Origin of the sequence: Geothrix paludis, from assembly GCF_022808815.1 — a bacterium.
Classification (GTDB): Bacteria; Acidobacteriota; Holophagae; order Holophagales; family Holophagaceae; genus Geothrix; species Geothrix paludis.
The window spans coordinates 1,103,859-1,121,057 of the sequence record NZ_JAKZLC010000001.1 but is presented as its reverse complement, the minus strand read 5'-3'; the positions used below and the strand labels follow the sequence as shown (position 1 = coordinate 1,121,057).

The 17,199-nt window shown below is 68.7% G+C and carries 14 protein-coding genes and 3 tRNA genes; 12 read left to right on the top strand and 5 right to left on the bottom strand.

All coding sequences use genetic code 11. From position 1 onward, the window contains the following. The first annotated feature begins 18 nt into the window (after positions 1-18). On the top strand, positions 19-258 hold the full coding sequence (locus MLE64_RS05090; protein ID WP_243316701.1) for a hypothetical protein: 240 nt from the start codon (positions 19-21) through the stop codon (positions 256-258). A 98-nt stretch (positions 259-356) separates the two neighbouring features. Further along, a tRNA-Leu gene (locus MLE64_RS05085) sits at positions 357-442 on the top strand. Between the two features lie 24 nt (positions 443-466). Here MLE64_RS05085 and MLE64_RS05080 read toward each other — a convergent pair. Beyond that, positions 467-590 (bottom strand) — tRNA-Leu (locus MLE64_RS05080). Between the two features lie 47 nt (positions 591-637). Here MLE64_RS05080 and MLE64_RS05075 point away from each other — a divergent pair. From MLE64_RS05075 to MLE64_RS05065, 3 genes are all read left to right on the top strand, one after another. After that, the gene (locus tag MLE64_RS05075) at positions 638-970 is read left to right on the top strand and encodes a c-type cytochrome (protein ID WP_243316700.1); all 333 of its coding nucleotides are present in this window, start codon (positions 638-640) and stop codon (positions 968-970) included. 67 nt (positions 971-1,037) lie between these two features. Next, complete coding sequence (locus tag MLE64_RS05070; protein ID WP_243316699.1) at positions 1,038-1,412, top strand: c-type cytochrome; 375 nt, start codon at positions 1,038-1,040, stop codon at positions 1,410-1,412. 9 nt (positions 1,413-1,421) lie between these two features. Then, entirely contained in the window at positions 1,422-3,713 is a 2,292-nt protein-coding gene (locus tag MLE64_RS05065) for an ATP-dependent helicase (RefSeq protein ID WP_243316698.1), read from the top strand. A 6-nt stretch (positions 3,714-3,719) separates the two neighbouring features. Here MLE64_RS05065 and MLE64_RS05060 read toward each other — a convergent pair whose 3' ends face one another. Further along, the gene (locus tag MLE64_RS05060) at positions 3,720-4,637 is read right to left on the bottom strand and encodes a TIGR01777 family oxidoreductase (protein ID WP_243316697.1); all 918 of its coding nucleotides are present in this window, start codon (positions 4,635-4,637) and stop codon (positions 3,720-3,722) included. 127 nt (positions 4,638-4,764) lie between these two features. Further along, complete coding sequence (locus MLE64_RS05055; RefSeq protein ID WP_243288011.1) at positions 4,765-4,995, bottom strand: cytochrome c3 family protein; 231 nt, start codon at positions 4,993-4,995, stop codon at positions 4,765-4,767. Positions 4,996-5,160: 165 nt separating this feature from the next. On the opposite strand from MLE64_RS05055, the gene MLE64_RS05050 reads away from it, so the two are divergent. Beyond that, positions 5,161-6,804, top strand: a complete 1,644-nt coding sequence (locus MLE64_RS05050) for an NAD(P)/FAD-dependent oxidoreductase (RefSeq protein ID WP_243316696.1) — start codon at positions 5,161-5,163, stop codon at positions 6,802-6,804. Here the strand turns inward: MLE64_RS05050 and MLE64_RS05045 are convergent. Then, positions 6,801-7,628, bottom strand: coding sequence for an energy transducer TonB (locus MLE64_RS05045; protein ID WP_243316695.1), 828 nt, complete (start codon positions 7,626-7,628; stop codon positions 6,801-6,803). The two genes, MLE64_RS05050 and MLE64_RS05045, sit on opposite strands and share 4 nt — an antisense overlap. A 93-nt stretch (positions 7,629-7,721) precedes the next feature. Here MLE64_RS05045 and pap point away from each other — a divergent pair, with 93 nt between their 5' ends. Then, positions 7,722-9,197: a polyphosphate:AMP phosphotransferase gene (pap, locus tag MLE64_RS05040; RefSeq protein ID WP_243316694.1), complete on the top strand. Its 1,476-nt coding sequence runs from the start codon at positions 7,722-7,724 to the stop codon at positions 9,195-9,197. Here the strand turns inward: pap and MLE64_RS05035 are convergent. Then, positions 9,194-10,021 (bottom strand): pyruvate, water dikinase regulatory protein, encoded by an 828-nt coding sequence (locus tag MLE64_RS05035; RefSeq protein WP_243316693.1) that lies wholly within the window; start codon positions 10,019-10,021, stop codon positions 9,194-9,196. The genes pap and MLE64_RS05035 overlap by 4 nt on opposite strands. Positions 10,022-10,044: 23 nt before the next feature. On the opposite strand from MLE64_RS05035, the gene MLE64_RS05030 reads away from it, so the two are divergent. From MLE64_RS05030 to MLE64_RS05010, 5 genes are all read left to right on the top strand, one after another. After that, positions 10,045-11,187: a sensor histidine kinase gene (locus tag MLE64_RS05030; protein ID WP_243316692.1), complete on the top strand. Its 1,143-nt coding sequence runs from the start codon at positions 10,045-10,047 to the stop codon at positions 11,185-11,187. A gap of 10 nt (positions 11,188-11,197) precedes the next feature. Beyond that, positions 11,198-12,907, top strand: a complete 1,710-nt coding sequence (gene nadE / locus MLE64_RS05025) for an NAD(+) synthase (RefSeq protein WP_243316691.1) — start codon at positions 11,198-11,200, stop codon at positions 12,905-12,907. Positions 12,908-12,941: 34 nt separating this feature from the next. Continuing rightward, positions 12,942-13,028 (top strand) — tRNA-Leu (locus MLE64_RS05020). A gap of 303 nt (positions 13,029-13,331) precedes the next feature. Beyond that, positions 13,332-13,736, top strand: coding sequence for a bacteriohemerythrin (locus MLE64_RS05015; RefSeq protein WP_243294110.1), 405 nt, complete (start codon positions 13,332-13,334; stop codon positions 13,734-13,736). A gap of 265 nt (positions 13,737-14,001) precedes the next feature. Further along, positions 14,002-17,157 (top strand): TonB-dependent receptor, encoded by a 3,156-nt coding sequence (locus MLE64_RS05010; RefSeq protein ID WP_243316690.1) that lies wholly within the window; start codon positions 14,002-14,004, stop codon positions 17,155-17,157. Positions 17,158-17,199: the final 42 nt, after the last annotated feature.

Sequence of the window (17,199 nt, the reverse complement as noted above, 5' to 3'; positions counted from 1 at the left end):
ACCCTGACTCGCATCACAGTGGACTACGGCTACGACCTGCACACCATCAGCATCACCGATGCGATCTTCGCCAAGATCCAGGCGGGTCAGCCCGTGGTCGTCGAGGGGCAGGGCTTCCCAGTCGAGGGTGCCTGGGAACGCGACCAGTGGGCCTTCAACCAGGGTGCCTTGGGCGCCGTCCACGTGATGACCGACACGGGCCGTGAGGTGTTCGAGGGGAGTCTCGGGGGCGCCGAAGTCGATGTGGAGTATGACTAGGAGAATGGCTGGTGCTCACGGGTTCAACTCGCGTTGGTAATCCGCACCATGAACTCCATCCACCAGGTGATCCAGGGGACGAAGTAAACTGAGCCGATGCGGGTGTGCTGGAACGGTATACAGAGCAGACTTAAAATCTGCCGGGAGTAATCCCTTGTGGGTTCGAGTCCCACCACCCGCACCACAAGACCTGGGCGATCGATCTCGATGCCCCGTGAATAGATTTGTAGCTTAAATGTAGCTTCAATCGAATTTGTGATTTTAAGTTCAATGAAATCAAGTCAAAGCAACGGATTTTAAGTCCGCGGCGTCTGCCATTCCGCCACGGGCGCGTGGTTCCAGCCTAACGGGGCCCCGCGGCCCATGGTAGCGTCGAGCCATGGGGATCCGTTCCGCCGCGCTGCCGCTCCTGGTGGCCATGTCTGCCTCCTCGGCCGCCCAGGCGAGGGATCTCCGGGAGTTCTACCGGGAGCGGTGCCTGGTCTGCCACGGGGCGGATGGCACGGGACGCGGGCCCAACGGGGTCCGGCTGGGAGGCCGGAACCTCGCGGACGGCCGCTGGTTCGCCCGCCAGGAGGACGCCGCGCTGGCGACCTCCATTCTCAAGGGTCGGGGAGCGATGCCGGGATTCGGCCGCCAGCTCTCGGAGGGGGAGGCCAGGCGCCTGGTGGCCGAGGTGCTGCGTCCCATGGTCGCGCACAAAAAACCCTGAGGGACCCTTGCGGAGGCCCGCTTCCGGCCCATGTTGGGCACGTGTTTCAACATTCATCGAGGTGGCCATGCGAGCCGGTGTGATGGTCCTCGCCCTTCTGATCCCGATCGGCCTCGGGGCCCAGGCGCCCATGAAATCCGTGGACGAGCTGCGGGCCTTCTTCGCCGAGAACTGCGTCAAGTGCCACGGACCCGACGGATCCGCCCACAGCGCCGAGGGGAAGAAGCTGGGCGGTTTTGATTTCACGGATGCGAAGAAGGCCGCGAAGGAGACCGACGCGGACATGATCAAGACCATCCGCAAAGGCATCTTCTTCGGCCTTGTCATGCCTTCCTTCAAAGCCAAGTTGACGGAAGACGACGCGGCCCTCCTGGTGAAGGATGTCCTCAGGAAGGCGGAGAAGGGCAAAGCCATCACGCCGAAGGCGGGGACGGGCCGATAGGATGAAGGGATGCCCGATGCGTCCCGCCATCCATCCGACCACCCCCTGCTCCGCAACCTGAACGCGCCCCAGCGGGAGGCGGTCTGCCATGCCCACGGTCCCCTGCTTCTCCTGGCGGGGGCGGGGTCGGGCAAGACCACGGTGATCACGCGCCGCATCGCCTGGCTCATCGAGGAGGAGGGCGTCCACCCGGGCTCCATCCTGGCCATGACCTTCACCAACAAGGCGGCCGAGGAGATGCAGGAGCGCGTGCAGCGCCTCGTCTCCGTGCCCGCGGCGCAGATGTGGGTGAGCACCTTCCACAGCTTCTGCACCCGCATTCTCCGCCGCGAGGGCGAGCGCACGCCCGTGGGCCGCGACTTCGTCATCTTCGACCCGGCGGACCAGAAGAGCCTCATGAAGCAGGTGCTGGCGGAGCTCAAGCTGCCCGAGAAGCAGTACCACCCCAAGCGCGTGCTGGAGCTGATCTCCGACTTCAAGAACCGCTGCCTGCTGCCCGAGGAGGCCCGGGAGGAGGCCCTGGACCCCTGGACCCGCCGGGTGCTAGACGCCTATGACCTCTACCAGAAGGGCCTCCGGAACCACCGGGCCTGCGACTTCGACGACCTGCTGCTCTACACCGAACGGCTCTTCCGCGACCCCGTCATGCAGGCGGCCTACGGCGAGCGGTTCAAGTTCATCCTCGTGGACGAGTACCAGGACACCAACCGCGCCCAGTACCTGCTGGTGCAGCACCTGGCCAAGCGGCACCACAACCTGTGCGTGGTGGGCGATGAAGACCAGTCGATCTATGGGTGGAGAGGCGCCGACATCCGCAACATCCTCGACTTCCAGCAGGACTTCCCCGAGGCCGTGCGCATCGAGCTGCTGCAGAACTACCGCTCGACGAAGAAGATCCTCGACGCGGCCTCGGAGGTGATCTCCAACAACTCCCAGCGCGTGGAGGGCAAGGGCGCCCTGAAGACTGATCTGGGAGAGGGCGAGACCATCACCTTCAAGCTGGCGGACGAAGGACGGCAGGAAGCGGAGTGGGTGGTGCAGCGCATCCAGGAGCTGCGCTACCGCGATCCCGAAGCCAAGGTGGCCGTGCTCTACCGGGCCAACTGGCAGTCGCGGCAAATGGAAGAGGCTCTGCGCGCCCAGAACCTGGCCTACCGGCTGGTGGGCGGCGTGAAGTTCTACGAGCGCCAGGAGGTGAAGGATCTGATCTCGTACCTGCGCCTCGTCTCGAACCCCTTCGACCTGGTGAGCTTCCGCCGCTGCGTGAACGCGCCGACGCGTGGCGTGGGACCCACCACGCTGGGGAAGATCGAGGGCGCCATCCCCGAGGGCGGCACGCCCCTGGAGGGACTGGCCGTACTGCTGCGGTCGGGCGAGCTGAAGGGCCGCGCCCAGCGGGAGATGGGCAAGTTCCTGGAGCTGTTCCATCGGGCCGGCGCCGAGCGGGAGGCCCAGGGCCTCTCGGGCCTGGTGAAGTGGGTGCTCCAGGAGAGCGGCTACCTCCAGAGCCTGGAGGACGAGGCCACCCTGGAGGCCGAGGGCCGCATCCGCAACCTGGAGGAGTTCCTCAGCGCCGCGGCCGAATCCGAATCCCTGGGCCTGCGCCTGTCGGAGTTCCTGGACCGCATCACCCTCGCGGCGGACGCGGACCAGGTGGAGGAATCCGCCCAGCTGAGTCTCATGACCATCCACTGCGCCAAGGGCCTGGAGTTCCCCTATGTCTTCGTCATCGGCATGGAGGAGGACGTCTTCCCTAACCGCAACGCCCGGGAGACGCCGGAAGGGCTCGAGGAGGAGCGCCGCCTCTTCTACGTGGCCATCACCCGAGCCCAGCGGCGCTTGACGCTGAGCGCCGCACGGCGACGGCGCGTCATGGGCACCGAGATGCTCTCCATGCCCAGCCGCTTCCTGCGCGAGATCCCCGCAGAGACGCTGGCGGCGCCCATCCGCTGGGGGACCGAGCTCTACCAGTCCGGCGAGGGCGTGCGGCCCGGCAGCTCCTTCACCCGGGGCGCCGGCGGGTCCTCCGTGGCCACGGAGCTCCAACGCATCCGCAGCTTCTTCGACCGCGTCAAGGAGGTTCCGCCAGCGGAGCCGGATGGCGGCAGCTTCCCCGAACCTGCCGAAGCAAAAGACCCGACGGCGTTCGAGGCGGGCACCCGGGTGAGGAGTCCGCGCTTCGGCGAGGGCACCGTGCTGACGGCCACTGGCCGCGGCGAAGGACTCACCTACACCGTGAGGTTCGACCAGGGCGGGGACAAGCGCATCATGGCCCGCTTTGGGGGTTTAGTAAGGGCCTGAGCAGGATCACAGCAAATCCGCCAGCGCCGCGGCCGCCTCGGTGAACAGGAACTCGAAGCCCAGGGCCCTGGCCCGGGCCGGAGCCACGAAGGCGCCCTGGAGCAGCAGGGCGTCGGCCATGTCGCCAAGCACCACCTTCATGGCCGCCGCGGTGAGGCGCCCGGGGACCGGCAGGAGGGGGCGGTGCAGCTGGCGCGCCAGGAGATCCGTGAAGGCCTCGTTGTCCAGGAATCCCGGCGCCGTGCCGTTGAAGGGGCCTTCCCAGGCGTCGTTCCGCGCCGCCTCGAGGAACATGGCCACGAGGTCATCCCGGTGGATCCAGCTGAGGCCCTGCTTTCCCGACCCGAGCATGCAGCCCAGGTAGTAGCGCACCGGCAGCGCCATCTTCGGCAGGGCGCCGCCCTCCCGGGCGAGCACGACCCCGGTGCGGATGCGGACCACGCGCACCCCGATCGCCGAGGCGGCCATGGCCTCCGCCTCCCAATCCCGGCAGGTCTCGGCGAGGAACCCGATCCCCGGCGCGGCGCCTTCGTCCACAGGGGTCCTGTCGCGGGCCCCGTAGTAGCCGATGGCCGAGGCATTCACCAGGGCCCTGGGGGGCTTCTGGCAGTCCCGCATGGCCTCCACGAGCCGGCGGGTCGCCTGGGTCCGGCTCTCCCGGATGGCGGCCTTGCGGGCCACCGTCCAGCGCTGGTCGGCGATGCCTTCGCCCGCCAGGTTGATCACCGCGTCCGCGCCGTCCAGCAGGGCCGGGAGGTCCTCCCATGCGTGGGCATGAGCGCCCGTGGGCAGATCCGCGGCCGCCGCGCGACGGGTCAGCACATGCACCTGGGCCCCCAGGTCCAGAAGGTCGCGGACGAGCGGCCGGCCCACCAACCCTGTCCCACCGGCGACCACCACCCGATTCAGGACCTTCGGTTCCACAGCGCCTCCCGGGGAAACACCGACTCGATTGTCCATGGAAAGGCCATCGGATGAGCGGTACACCCCAGTCGATCCATAAAAAAGCGGCGCGGAAGGTTTCCGCGCCGCTTTCAGAGATCGGGGAAGACTACTTCTTCTTGGTGGTGAACTTGCCGTCCGCCCAGCCGTGGCAATCCTTGCACTGGGCTTCCTTGTACTTCGCGACCATCTTGGCGGCGGCGGCATTGAACTTCTTGTCCTTGGGGGCACCCTCGTGGCAGGTGGTGCACTTGGCGCCCTTCACGGTGGTGGGCTTGGCCATGGCGGGCACGGTGCACAGGAAGGCGGCAGCGGCGAGGAGGAGGATGGAACGGCGCATGGAATCTCCTGGGGGGTGGGCCGCAGTGCGCGGCGGAAAGGGGATGTCCCCATTCTGCATCGAGTGTCACGGGTTTGTATCCAAGAGATTCTGTCTCGATTCGCGGGGCTTACCGCTACGCTGGTACCTGGCTTTGGGCCCCCTCGGCCCCCCTGCCGAGGTCTCATGCGCTACCTTTTTTCCAACCTGCCGCTCAACCTGGGGGAAGAGGCGCTCGACCTGGCCGTTCCCTTGGCCCATGCCCTGGGGGGGAAGCCGGAGGAGTACCGAGGCGTCATTCTCGAGCGGCGCAGTCTTGACGCCCGTCACAAGGGGGCCATCCGCTTCCTGGCGACGGTCAGCTTCGACACGGACCGGAGGCTGGAACCGGGGGCGCTGCCCGGTGGCCTCAAGCTGGAGGTGGCGCCGGCCCCGGCGCCCTATGCGGTAGCCGCGCCGCCGCGTCGGCCCCGGGTCGTGGTGGTGGGCAGCGGTCCCGCCGGCACCTTCTGCGCCCTGCGTCTGCTGGACTACGGCATCGAGCCCATCGTGCTCGAGCGCGGCCCCGCCATGGGCGAACGCGTGCAGGCCATCGCGGGCCTGTGGAAGGACGCGGTGCTGGACCCGGAGGCCAACGCGCAGTTCGGCGAAGGCGGCGCGGGCACCTTCAGCGACGGCAAGCTCACCACGCGCATCGGCCACCCGGCCACCCGCTACGTGCTGGAGGCCTTCGTGCGCTTCGGGGCGAACCCCCGGATCCTCTACCTGGCCAAGCCCCACGTGGGCACGGATGTCATCCGCCGCTGCACGGTGCTCATCCGGAAGGAGGCCCAGGCCCGGGGGGCGCGGTACCGCTTCAAGGCCCGCCTGGCGGACATCCGCTTCGACGGGGAGGGCCGGGTCCGCGCCGCGGTTCTGGCCGACGGCGAGGAGATCCCCTGCGAGGCCCTGGTGCTGGCGCCGGGCCACAGCGCCCGCGACACCTTCGAGATGCTGCACGGCCACGGCGTTGCCATGCGCCAGAAACCCTTCGCCATGGGCGTGCGCGTGGAGCACCCCCAGGACCTCATCGACCGCTCCCAGTACGGCCCCAGCGCCGGGCACCCCTCGCTGCCCGCCGCGGACTACAAGCTGGTCTGCAACTTCGGCCTGAACCGCGCGGCCTACAGCTTCTGCATGTGCCCCGGCGGCGAGGTCATCCAGTGCAGCAGCGAGGAAGGCGGCGTCGTGGTGAACGGCATGAGCAACGAGAAGCGCGACTCCGGCTTCGCCAACTCGGGGCTCGTCGCCAAGGTGAACACGGCGGATTTCGGCAGCGACCACCTGCTGGGCGGCATGTACTTCCAGCGGAAGTGGGAACAGGCGGCGTTCCGCGCCGCGGGCGAGACCTACGGCGCCCCGGCCATGGCGGTACAGGATTTCCTGAAGGGCCGCGGCACGGGCCGCCTGCCCCGCACCAGCTTCAAACCCTTCGCCGTCGCCGCAGACCTGCGCACCTGCCTGCCGGACTTCGTGCGGGAACAGCTGGCGGGCGCCCTGCCCACCTTCGACAGGAAGATCCACGGCTTCGCCAGCAGCCAGGCCATCCTGCTGGCCATCGAGAGCCGCACCAGCAGCCCCATCCAGCTCCTGCGGGGGGAGGACGGGCAGTCCGTGACCCACCCGGGCCTCTATCCCTGCGGCGAGGGCGCCGGCTTCGCCGGGGGCATCACCTCCGCCGCCGTGGACGGAATCCGCGTGGCCGAGTGGATCGCCCAGTCTGCGGGCGCCCCCGTGTTCCAGCCCTTCGAGAAGCAGGTGCGGGCCGGGGACCTGGCGAACGAGTACTAGGGGCGCTTCGTCCGCGCGGGATCGACGGCGGGCTCCAGGAGCCTGAAGGGGATGGGCAGCCTGAACCAGGCCCACCGGGCCGCGCCGTCCTGGACCACCGGAGCGAACCGCCACTGGAGCACGTACTGCAAGACCGTGGTGCGGAGCTCCTGAGGCCCGTTTTCGACGACGGCCCGGACCGGGCGCCCCTCGGGGTCTACGGTGATGATCACCTGGACGGTGCCCTGGAGGCCCTTGGCCTTGGCGAGGGGTGGATAGGTCGGGGCGAGGGGCTGGTGCCGGATCCGGTCCTTGCTGAAGGCGACCTCCACGGGCTTCGGCAGGGGCGAGGGTGGAATCGGGATGGCCAGGGGCGCGGGCGTGCCGATGAGGGTCCGGGCCGCCTGGGCCTTGCCAAGGAGCGAAAGGGCGGTCAGGGAGGCGATCCGCGAGGCCTCCGCCGGGAGCTCCTGCCCGGCGGCGTGGGCGGAGAGGCTGGCGCCCGTCCAGCGGTACTCCTCGTCCCGGGGCATTCCCTCCAGATCCGTGAGCCGCTCCAGGGCGCCGTGGATGGCGAGGAGGTGCGCCCCTTCGGTCAGGGGCGTGACCTCCATCGTGAGGTCGAGCTTGTAGGCGCCCTGACCGGCGGCCTCCGAGGGGGCAAGGACGCCGAGGCCGCCTTCCTTCAGGCGGGCCGCGAGGTCCGCCTCCAGCTTCGGCAGATCCAGGTCCGGGGCCGTGCCCTGGAGCGACAGCCGGACCGCCCGCACCGGGCCCTTGGGGGCGACCGGAGCCTGGGCGGCCAGGAGGCACGCGGGGATCAGGAGGGCGGCGGATCGGATCATGGGAGCTCCAGACCCCCATGATCACAGGAAGCGGCCTAGAATCACCCATCGCGCCGTCGGCTCGACGCGCGGACCATCCGCCCCGGAGGAACCATGTTCGAATCCGCGGAGCTCGGCCACAGGATCGAGAAGGAGGTGTGGGAGCGCGAGGTTCCCCTCCTGCGGGAGGCGCTGCTGGACGCCCAGTACGACCTGTCCTCGGCGAAGTTCCCCGTCATCATCCTCGTGGCTGGCGTGGACGGGGCCGGCAAGAGCGAGACCGTGAACACCCTCAACGAGTGGATGGACCCGCGGCACATCCAGACCCACGGCCTCGCGGAGTCCTCCGACGAGGAACGCGAGCGGCCCCACATGTACCGCTACTGGCGCCTGCTGCCGCCCAAGGGCAAGATCGGCATCTTCGACGGCTCCTGGTACACCTGGCCCATCCTGGAGCGGGCCTACGGGCGGATCAAGACCTCGGACCTGGACCAGGACATGACCCGGGTGGCGCGCTTCGAGCAGATGCTCATCCACGAGGGCGCGTTGGTGCTGAAGTTCTGGATGCACCTGGGGAAGGACGTCCAGAAGAAGCGCCTGAAAGGGCTGGAGAAGGATCCCAAGACCCGCTGGCGGGTGACGCCAGGGGACTGGAAGCGGTTCGAGATGTACGACACCTTCCGTGAGGTGTCTGAGCGGGCGCTGCGGTCCACCAGCACGGGGGACGCCCCCTGGATCGTGGTGGAGGCCACCGATCCCCGCTACCAGCGGCTCACGGTGGGCAAGATCCTGCTGGAGCGGCTGCGGGCCCGGCTCGACCAGCCGGCGCCCGTGGCGCCGGTCCTGCCGAGCCACCCGCCCCGCAAGCCCATCGATGACGTCAACATTCTGCGGGCCCTGGACCTGACCCGGCGGATGGACAAGAAGGATTACGAGGACGAGCTCCTCACGTTGCAGGGGAAGCTGAACCTGCTCACCCGCCATCGGAATTTCCGGAAACACGCCGTGGTGCTGGCCTTCGAGGGCGTGGACGCGGCGGGGAAGGGCGGCGGCATCCGCCGCGTCACCCAGGCCCTGGATGCCCGGCTGTACCAGATCCACCCCATCGCGGCGCCCACGGAGGAGGAGCGGGCCCAGCCCTACCTCTGGCGGTTCTGGCGCCACCTGCCGCGCCGCGGCCGGGTGGCCATCTTCGACCGCAGCTGGTACGGCCGGGTGCTGGTGGAGCGGGTGGAGGGATTCTGCTCCGAGACGGACTGGCAGCGGGCCTACAGCGAGATCAACGAGTTCGAGGACCAGATCGTCCGCAGCCGGAGCATCCTCCTCAAGTTCTGGCTCTCCATCAGCCAGGAAGAGCAGCTCCGCCGCTTCCAGGAGCGCGAGACGACCCCCTTCAAGCGCTTCAAGATCACGGAGGAGGACTGGCGCAACCGCGAGAAGTGGCCGGCCTACGAAACGGCCATCTGCGACATGCTTGACCGCACCAGCACCGAGATCGCCCCCTGGACCCTGGTGGAGAGCGAGGACAAGTACTACGGCCGGATCAAGATCCTCCGGACCATCGTGAAGCGGCTGGAGGAGGAGCTTTAGACCGCCCGCTCCTTGCCGAACACCCGGTCCAGCACCAGGCCGGCGGTCTCCTCGATGCTGCGGCCGGTGACGTCGAGGATGGGCCAGCGGCGGTGCTGCTTGAAGACCTCGTCGGCGTAGACCAGCTCTTCCAGGATCCGCCCCAGATCGCTGTAGCTGTCGGCGCTGCCGGAGGCGCCCAGGCGCTTGAGGCGGTAGGCGCGGATCTCCTGGAGCCGGTCCGGCTGGATGGTGAGCCCCACGATGCGGCCTTGGGGAATGGAATCGAGCTCGGGGGGTGGCGGCACGCCGGGCACCAGCGGCACGTTGAGCACCTTGTAGCCCTCCATGGCGAGGTACATGGAGAGCGGCGTCTTGCTGGTGCGGCTGATGCCCACCAGCACGATGTCGGCGTCCGGCAGGCCGGCCATGTCGATGCCGTCGTCGAACTTCAGCGCGAACTCGATGGCCTCGATGCGGCGGAAATACTTGTCGCCCACCGCGTGGAAGCTGCCCGGGCGTTCCTCCGGGCGTTCCCGGAGGTAGAGGGCCAGGGTGTCCAGCAGGTTGCCGAAGAGATCCACCTGGGTGAGCCTCAGCTCCGCACAGCGGTCCGCGAGGTAGAACCTCATCTCCCGCGACACGGTGGTGTGGATGATCACCGCCCGCTTGTCCGCGGCCAGCTGGAGCACCCGGTCCATGTCCTCCTTGGACCGGACGTTCTGGAACCTCCGGACCAGGGCGGAGCCCTCCCCCTTGGCGAACTGGGTCAGCGCCGCCTGCACCATCCGCATGGCGGTCTCGCCGGAACCTCCGGACACCACGTAGATGGGCTGCCTGTCCATGGGAATGAGCATACCCTGGGGCGATGGAACCGCTGTCCCGTACCATCGTGTGGCTGGCGCTCGCCCTTCCCGCGGGGGTGGCCCTCGGCGGCGTGGCCCTCGTCTTCGTGCGCCTGGCGCGCCTGCACCGCCGCGCGAAGGCGGATCCCGAAGCCCTCCTGCTCTCGGCGGTGTCCGGCAGCCTGCGGGAGCGGGGCGAGCTGGCGAACTCCCTCGGGGAGCTCCGGACCGTCCACGAGCGGCTGCTGGACGCGCTCCCCATGGGCGTGCTGTGGGTGGATCAGCGCCAGCGGCTGGCGGCGCTGAACCAGAGGGGCTGCGACCTCCTGGGGGTACGGCCCGGCGTGGTGGGCCTGGAGGCGGCCTTCGTGCTGGAGCCCTTCCCATGGCTGCGGGAGGCCCTGGGGCGGGATCCCGGCCCCCCCTGGCGATGCGCCGCCGGCGGGCGCCGCTGGCGGCTCCAGCGCATCGAGGCCCCGGACCGCATCGGCGCGCTCGTGCAGTTCGAGGATGTCACCGAGGCCGAGGCGGAGGCGCATCGCCGGCAGCTGCGGGAGCGGTTCGCGGATCTGGGCGAGATGACCGCGGGCGTGGCCCACCAGCTGAAGAACGGGCTCGCAGTCCTCAAGGGCCGGGGCCAGATGCTGAAGCGGAGCGGCCACGGCGAGGCCGCGGAGGCCCTGCTGGAGGAGACCGAGGATCTGGAACGGCTCGTCCAGCGGTTCCTTCAATGGGCGAAGCCGCTGGACCCGGCCGCGGAACCGCTGCGCCTCGAGGAGACGGTCGCCCAGGCGGTGGTGGAATTGAAGCGCCGGCCGGTGAGCCAGGGCCGCGTCCTGGCGGTGGAGGGGGAAGGGGAGGCCACGGGCGACCCGCTGCTGCTCCATCAGGCCCTGGTGAACCTGCTGGAGAACGCCTGCCAGGCCACGCCCCTGGGCGGACGGATCCTGGTGAGGGTGGCCCAGGGGCGGATCGACATCCTGGACGACGGTCCGGGGCTGTCCGAGGACACCGCCATCCGCATGCTCCGGCCCTTCGAGAGCGGCCGGCCGGACGGGACGGGGCTCGGACTCCCCCTGGCGCTGAAGTGGCTGAACGCCCAGGGGGCGGACCTGCGCCTGGCGCGCCGCGAGGGGGGCGGCACCTGCGCGGAGATCCGCTGGTAAGTTGTTAGCCATGCGCATCGCCCTGCTCCAGCTCAACGCCCGCCTGGGAGATCCCGAAGGCAACGGCCGGATCCTGGAGGCCGCCTATGCGGAGGCCGTGGCTGCGGGGGCGGAGCTGGTCCTGGCGCCGGAGCTCGCCATCCCCGGATACCTGGCCGAAGACCGCCTCTGGGAGCAGGGCCTGCGCCACCGGATCGAGCGCGAATCCCATCGCCTGGCCGCGCTGACAGGGAAGGTACCGCTGCTCTTCGGCACGGCGCGACCCGCGCCCTCGGGCCGCCTCTGGAACGAGCTGTGGTGGTGCGAGGGCGGCACCCTTCGCCACTGCGCGCACAAGCGCGTACTGCCCAGCTACGACATCTTCGACGAGCACCGCTACTTCGAGCCCGACCTCTCGCCCCAGCCGCTGGTGGCCTTCGGCGGCCAACGCATCGGCCTGTCCATCTGCGAGGACCTCTGGGCGGATCCGCAGCTGGGCAATGCGCCGGTGGACTACGGGATCGATCCCATCGCGGACCTGGTCGCCGCGGGCGCCACGCTGATCCTCAACGCCAGCGCGAGCCCCAGCGCCCTCGGGAGCTGGCTGCCGCCGGGGCGGACCGCCCCCTGGGCCATCCCCTCGAAGGACGCCCAGCGCCAGCGCCTCCTGCCGGGGCTCGCCCGGAAGCACGTGGTTCCCATCGCCTACGCCAGCCGGGTGGGCGCCGAGAGCTGGCTGCTCTTCGATGGGGGATCGGGCCTCGCCCTTCCCGACGGGCGCTGGCAGGGGTGTGAGCCGTTCCACCAGGGCCCGTTCATGGTGGACACGGGGCGGCCGGGCGCGGCCTGGCGGCCCGTCGAGGAGGGGGCGTGGCTGCGGACCGCCCTGGTGCTGGGGATCCGCGAGAACCTGGCCAAGCAGGGGCTCGAGGCCTTGGTGATGGGGCTGTCCGGCGGCATCGACAGCGCCGTGGCCGCGGCGCTCGCGGTGGAGGCACTGGGGCCGGGCCGCGTGCTGGGCGTGGCCCTGCCCACGCGCTTCAGCAGCGGCGAGAGCTCGGCCCTGGCGGAGCAGCAGGCACGGCAGCTCGGGATGGACTATCTGCACATCAACGTGGACGCGCCGTTCGCGGGGTTCACCGCCGCGCTGGAACAGGCGCTCCCGGGCCGCGCCTTCAGCCTCACGGACGAGAACCTGCAGAGCCGCTGCCGCGGCAGCCTGCTCATGGCCCTGACGTCGGAGCCGGAGGTCCACCGCCGCCTCGGCACCGGCCGGGTGGCCGTGCTGAACACCGGCAACAAGAGCGAGGCGGCCACCGGATACTTCACCCTCTACGGCGATGGCATCGGGGCCTTCGCGCCGCTGGGCGACTGCCTCAAGGCCCGGGTGTACGCGGTGGCGCGGGAACTCGGCGAGGCCGTTCCCCGCGGCGTGGTGGAACGCCCCCCCACGGCGGAGCTGCGTCCGGACCAGACGGACGAGGCCAGCCTGCTGCCCTACGCCCAACTGGACGCCATCATGGGCGCGGCGCTAGAGGCCCAGCGTCCCGAGGAGGGCCTTGCCGAGGATCTCGCCCTGCTGCTGGAAGGCCCCGCCCTGGCCCAGGCCAGAGCCTCTCTGCCGCGGATCCTGGGGCTCCTGCGCCGGATGGAATTCAAGCGGCGCCAGCTCCCCTTCGCGTTCAAGGTGAGCCCCAAAGCCTTCGGGGCGGGGCGGAGGATTCCCCTCACGGCATTGTGAGAACCCGCGTCGCCGCGCTATCCTGGCCCTTCGCGCCGGTGTGGCGAAATGGCAGACGCGACGGACTCAAAATCCGTTTCCCCCTAAAGGAGTGTCGGTTCGAGTCCGACCACCGGTACCAACCATGGGCCCCGATGGGGCCCTTCTCGTATCCGGTGGTCGGGCTCGAAGTCGCGGATGGCGGCCAGCCAGCCGCGCGGCGGGAACCGGAGTCCGACCACCGGTACCACCCAAGCGCCCCAACGGGGCCCTTTTCCATTCGCTGCCAGGCATCAGGTGGGAAATCACAATCTTCTTGATCTGGATGTCGTGGAAGACTACATTCACCTGGAAGTCCTCTGTGGAAAGATCCGTGTGGTGCATGCCTGCGCGCGTCGGCCTCTGTTCGGATCCCCAACCTGCCGTCGCGAAAAGGATCTGGCCCATGGATGTTGTTTGGAACACCCGCTACAACACGGGCATCCAGATCATCGACGAGCAGCACCAGGAACTCTTCTCCACCGTGGACCGTCTCAGGAGTTCCGTCCAGTCCGGCGCTGACCGCACGGAGGTGGAGGCGCTCCTGGCCACGCTGGTGAGCCATTCCGAACGCCACTTCGCCACGGAGGAATCCTTCATGGCACGGTACGCCTACCCGGATCTGACCCAGCATGTGGCCGAGCACGCGTCCATGCTCACGAGCCTCCACGAGCTGCTCAGCAAGTTCCAGGAAAGTCCCCACGCCCTGGCCCTGATGGTGCCGACCTTCATGGAAGGCTGGCTGAAGCACCACATCAGCGACGGGGATTTCGGCTTCGTGACCTTCCTGAAATCGCGGAACCTGGCCTAAGGGACTGGTCGCTGGTCCAGCGGAGGTGCGCCTGGGCCGGGCCGAGTGGGGCGTGGCGAGTCCCTCACCCCGAGGTCCGATTACCCTGTTGTGACATCTGAAACGGGTGTGAAGCAGGAATGTAACCGTTTTTTACCTAAAAAAGGTGCTTGAGTCTCCGGGGCAACACCGACGATCCTTGGGGATTCCCCGATGACCCGTGGCCGGAAGCCCATCGGCCGTGGGGACCCCAAGATGGCCGGACACCCGGCCCCCAGGAGCGACGATGAATCGACGCTGGACCCCCCTCATCCTGACGGCCCTGGCTTGCGCCACGGTCGCCTCCGCCCAGACCACGTCCACGGCCGGCGCCGTGCGCGGCGCCGTCAGGGACAAAGCGGGCAAGCCCATCGCGGGGGCCGCCCTCTCCCTGCGGAACCGGGACACCGGCTTCACCCGGAGCGCCGCCACCGGCGCCCAGGGTGAGTACCAGATCGGGCTCCTCCCGGTGGGCGCTTATGAGCTCACCGTGACCGCCCCGGGCATGCGGAGCCTCAAGGACGCCAATGTCGTGGTGTCCCTGGGCCAGGCGACCGTCGCGAACTTCAGCCTGGACAAGGCCGAGGCCGAGGCCATGGTCGAGATCGTGGGGACCTCGGGCGGAGTGGACACCAAGGAAGTCAACGTCATGAGCAGCGTGGACGCCGCGGTGATCGAGGCCGTTCCCCTGGTGAGCCGCAATTTCACCGACATGGCCAAGCTGTCGCCGGGCGTCGTGTCCGGAAACAACAACCGCCTCGTGGTGGAGGGCGGCCGCCAGATCTTCAATGCCATCCAGATCGATGGCGCCAGCACCAACTCGGCCTTCTTCAACGAGCAGCGTGGCGGGGTCTACACGCCCTTCATCTTCGGCGCGGACACCATCAAGGAACTCCAGATCGTCACCAACGGCTTCGACGTCCAGTACGGCCAAGCCGGCGCCACGGTCAACGCCGTGACGAAGAGCGGCACCAACGACTTCGCCGGGAGCGCCCTATACCAGATCCGCCGCACCAGCTGGGCCGCCCGGCCCAAGCCCGTGCCCTTCGACCCGAGCCACACCTTCAACACGCCCACCAACCTCCAGCGGTTCAACGACTCCACCAACGTGAACTTCAACGTCGGCGGGCCCATCCTCAAGGACAAGCTCTGGTACTTCGTCGGCGTGGAGCGCTACCACAAGAGCATCACGGCCAACCCCATCCCCACGACGATCAGCGGCTCGGCCGGCATGACCCAGACCGACTTCAACAACCTGGTGGCGAGCCCCCTGGGCGGCGTGGTCACCAACCGCGGGGGCCTCACCCTGGCGCAGGAGTTCGGCAACCCCGGACAGGGAATCCCCCCTCACGCCTACCCGATGGAGACCACCAACACGGCCTATCTCGGGCGCCTGGACTACGCGCTGAACGAGAACCACCGCTTCGTCCTGCGGATGAACTTCCAGACCATGGACGACACGCTGGCCAACACCAGCGCAAGCCCCAACAACGCCGAGAGCAACAACATCCCCACCAAGACCCAGTCCATCAGCTGGGTGCTCGAGGCCAACGACATCTGGACCAGCGAGCTGTTCACCGAGAGCCGCCTCCAGATCGCCCGGGAGGCCCGGCCCATGCGGAACAACTCCGTGGCCGGCGTCCCCTCCCTCGAGGTGCCCACCAGCGCCAGCTTCATGGCCTTCGGCACCAAGACGTCCACGCCCCGCGAGAGCAACGAGATCACCAACCAGCTCTACAGCGCCACCACCTGGAGCCACGGCGACCTCCAGCTGAAGGGCGGGCTCGACCTCATGAAGGTCGACGTGGACAACCAGTTCTTCCAGAACAACGCCGGCCGCTTCCAGTTCGGCACCTATGGGGCGGCGGCCGCCTGGGCCAACGGGACGCTCGGCAGCGCCTCCGATCCCGGCGGCGCCATCACCTACAGCGGGGCGGTCAGCCCGTACAGCGGCCGCATCCAGATGTGGACGAAAACCAGCAGTTTCTTCGGCCAGGCCCAGTACTCCGGCCTGTTCGACCGGCGCCTGACCCTGACGGCCGGCCTGCGCACGCTCAGCCAGTCCTTCTCGGACAACCCCGCCCCCAATCCCAACTTCCAGGGGCTGGACCAGGCCACCAGCGCCCATGCGGTGGATCCACGCCTCGCCTTCAGCTTCGACCTGGACGGCCGGGGCAAGACCGTGGTCCGCGGAGGCTACGGCTCCTTCAGCAGCCCGACGCCCCTGCTGCTGCATTCCAACACCATGACGGGCAACGGCCAGATCATCACCAACTACAGCCTCAGCCTGAACCGGGCCACCAACCTGGCCACCTTCAATCCCGGAGGCCTCCTCAGCGCCGGCAACCTGATCAGCGGCACCTCCATGCGTCACCTGACGGACACCGAGCTGGCCGCGCTTCCCGCGGTCACCTCCTCCACCTCCCTGTGGGACCCCGACAACAAGCTGAGCCGTTCCAAGAAGGCCAGCCTGGGCATCGAGCACGACTTCGGCAACAACCTGACCATGGGCTTCACGGCCACCTACGTGAAGTACGAGAACCTCCAGCGGTTCGAGAACATCAACCTGGGCCAGCTGACCGGGGCCGGCGGCCCCTTGGTGGCCGGCGGCCACTACGAGGACGGCTACAGCGCCAGCACGAACTACTGGTCCAACGTGACGGCCAACCGCCCCGGCTACGCCATCATCCGGGGTCACCGGGTGGACTTCCGTCCTGGCAGCCTGGCTGCCGGCAATCCTGTCGGCGGATTCAGCGATGTCTACCTGGTCAAGACCGATGGTTGGGCCCACTACCGCGGCCTGAGCTTCAACCTGAAGAAGACCTGGGACGAGAAGACCGGCGTCATCGGGAACGTGACCTGGTCCAAGGCCCAGGACACCGGCTCCTTCGAGCGCGGCACCTACACGTCCTCCGGCCCGAACTTCAGCAGCGAGCTGGGCGCCTCGCTCACGCCGGACCCCCAGAACCCCGCCTCCAACTACGGCTACGGGGACAGCGACCGGCGCTGGGTGGTCAATGTCGTGGCCTACTTCCCCATCTGGTGGGGCGTCGAGGGCTCCGTCCGCGGCCTCTACCAGAGCGGCCTGCCCTATTCCGCCTACCTCGCCGGCGACATCAACGGGGACGGCATGGCCAACCACTTCGCCGCTGACCACACCCGCGGCGACCTGCGCCAGCCCGGCTACACCCAGCTCGACCTCCGTCTGAGCCGGAACTTCAAGATCTACGGCAAGTTCGAGATCGAGGGCATCATCGACGTCTACAACGTCCTGAACAAGGCCGACTACAGCGTCCGCTCCCCGAACGGCTACATCCTCTCGAATGCAGAGTTCGGCCAGCTCGGGACGGTGGCCAAGGACAAGACCCGCGAGGTCCAGCTCGGCGTCCGCGCCAAGTTCTGATCCGATCCTGGATCCGAAGAAGAAGGCCCCGCACCCGCGGGG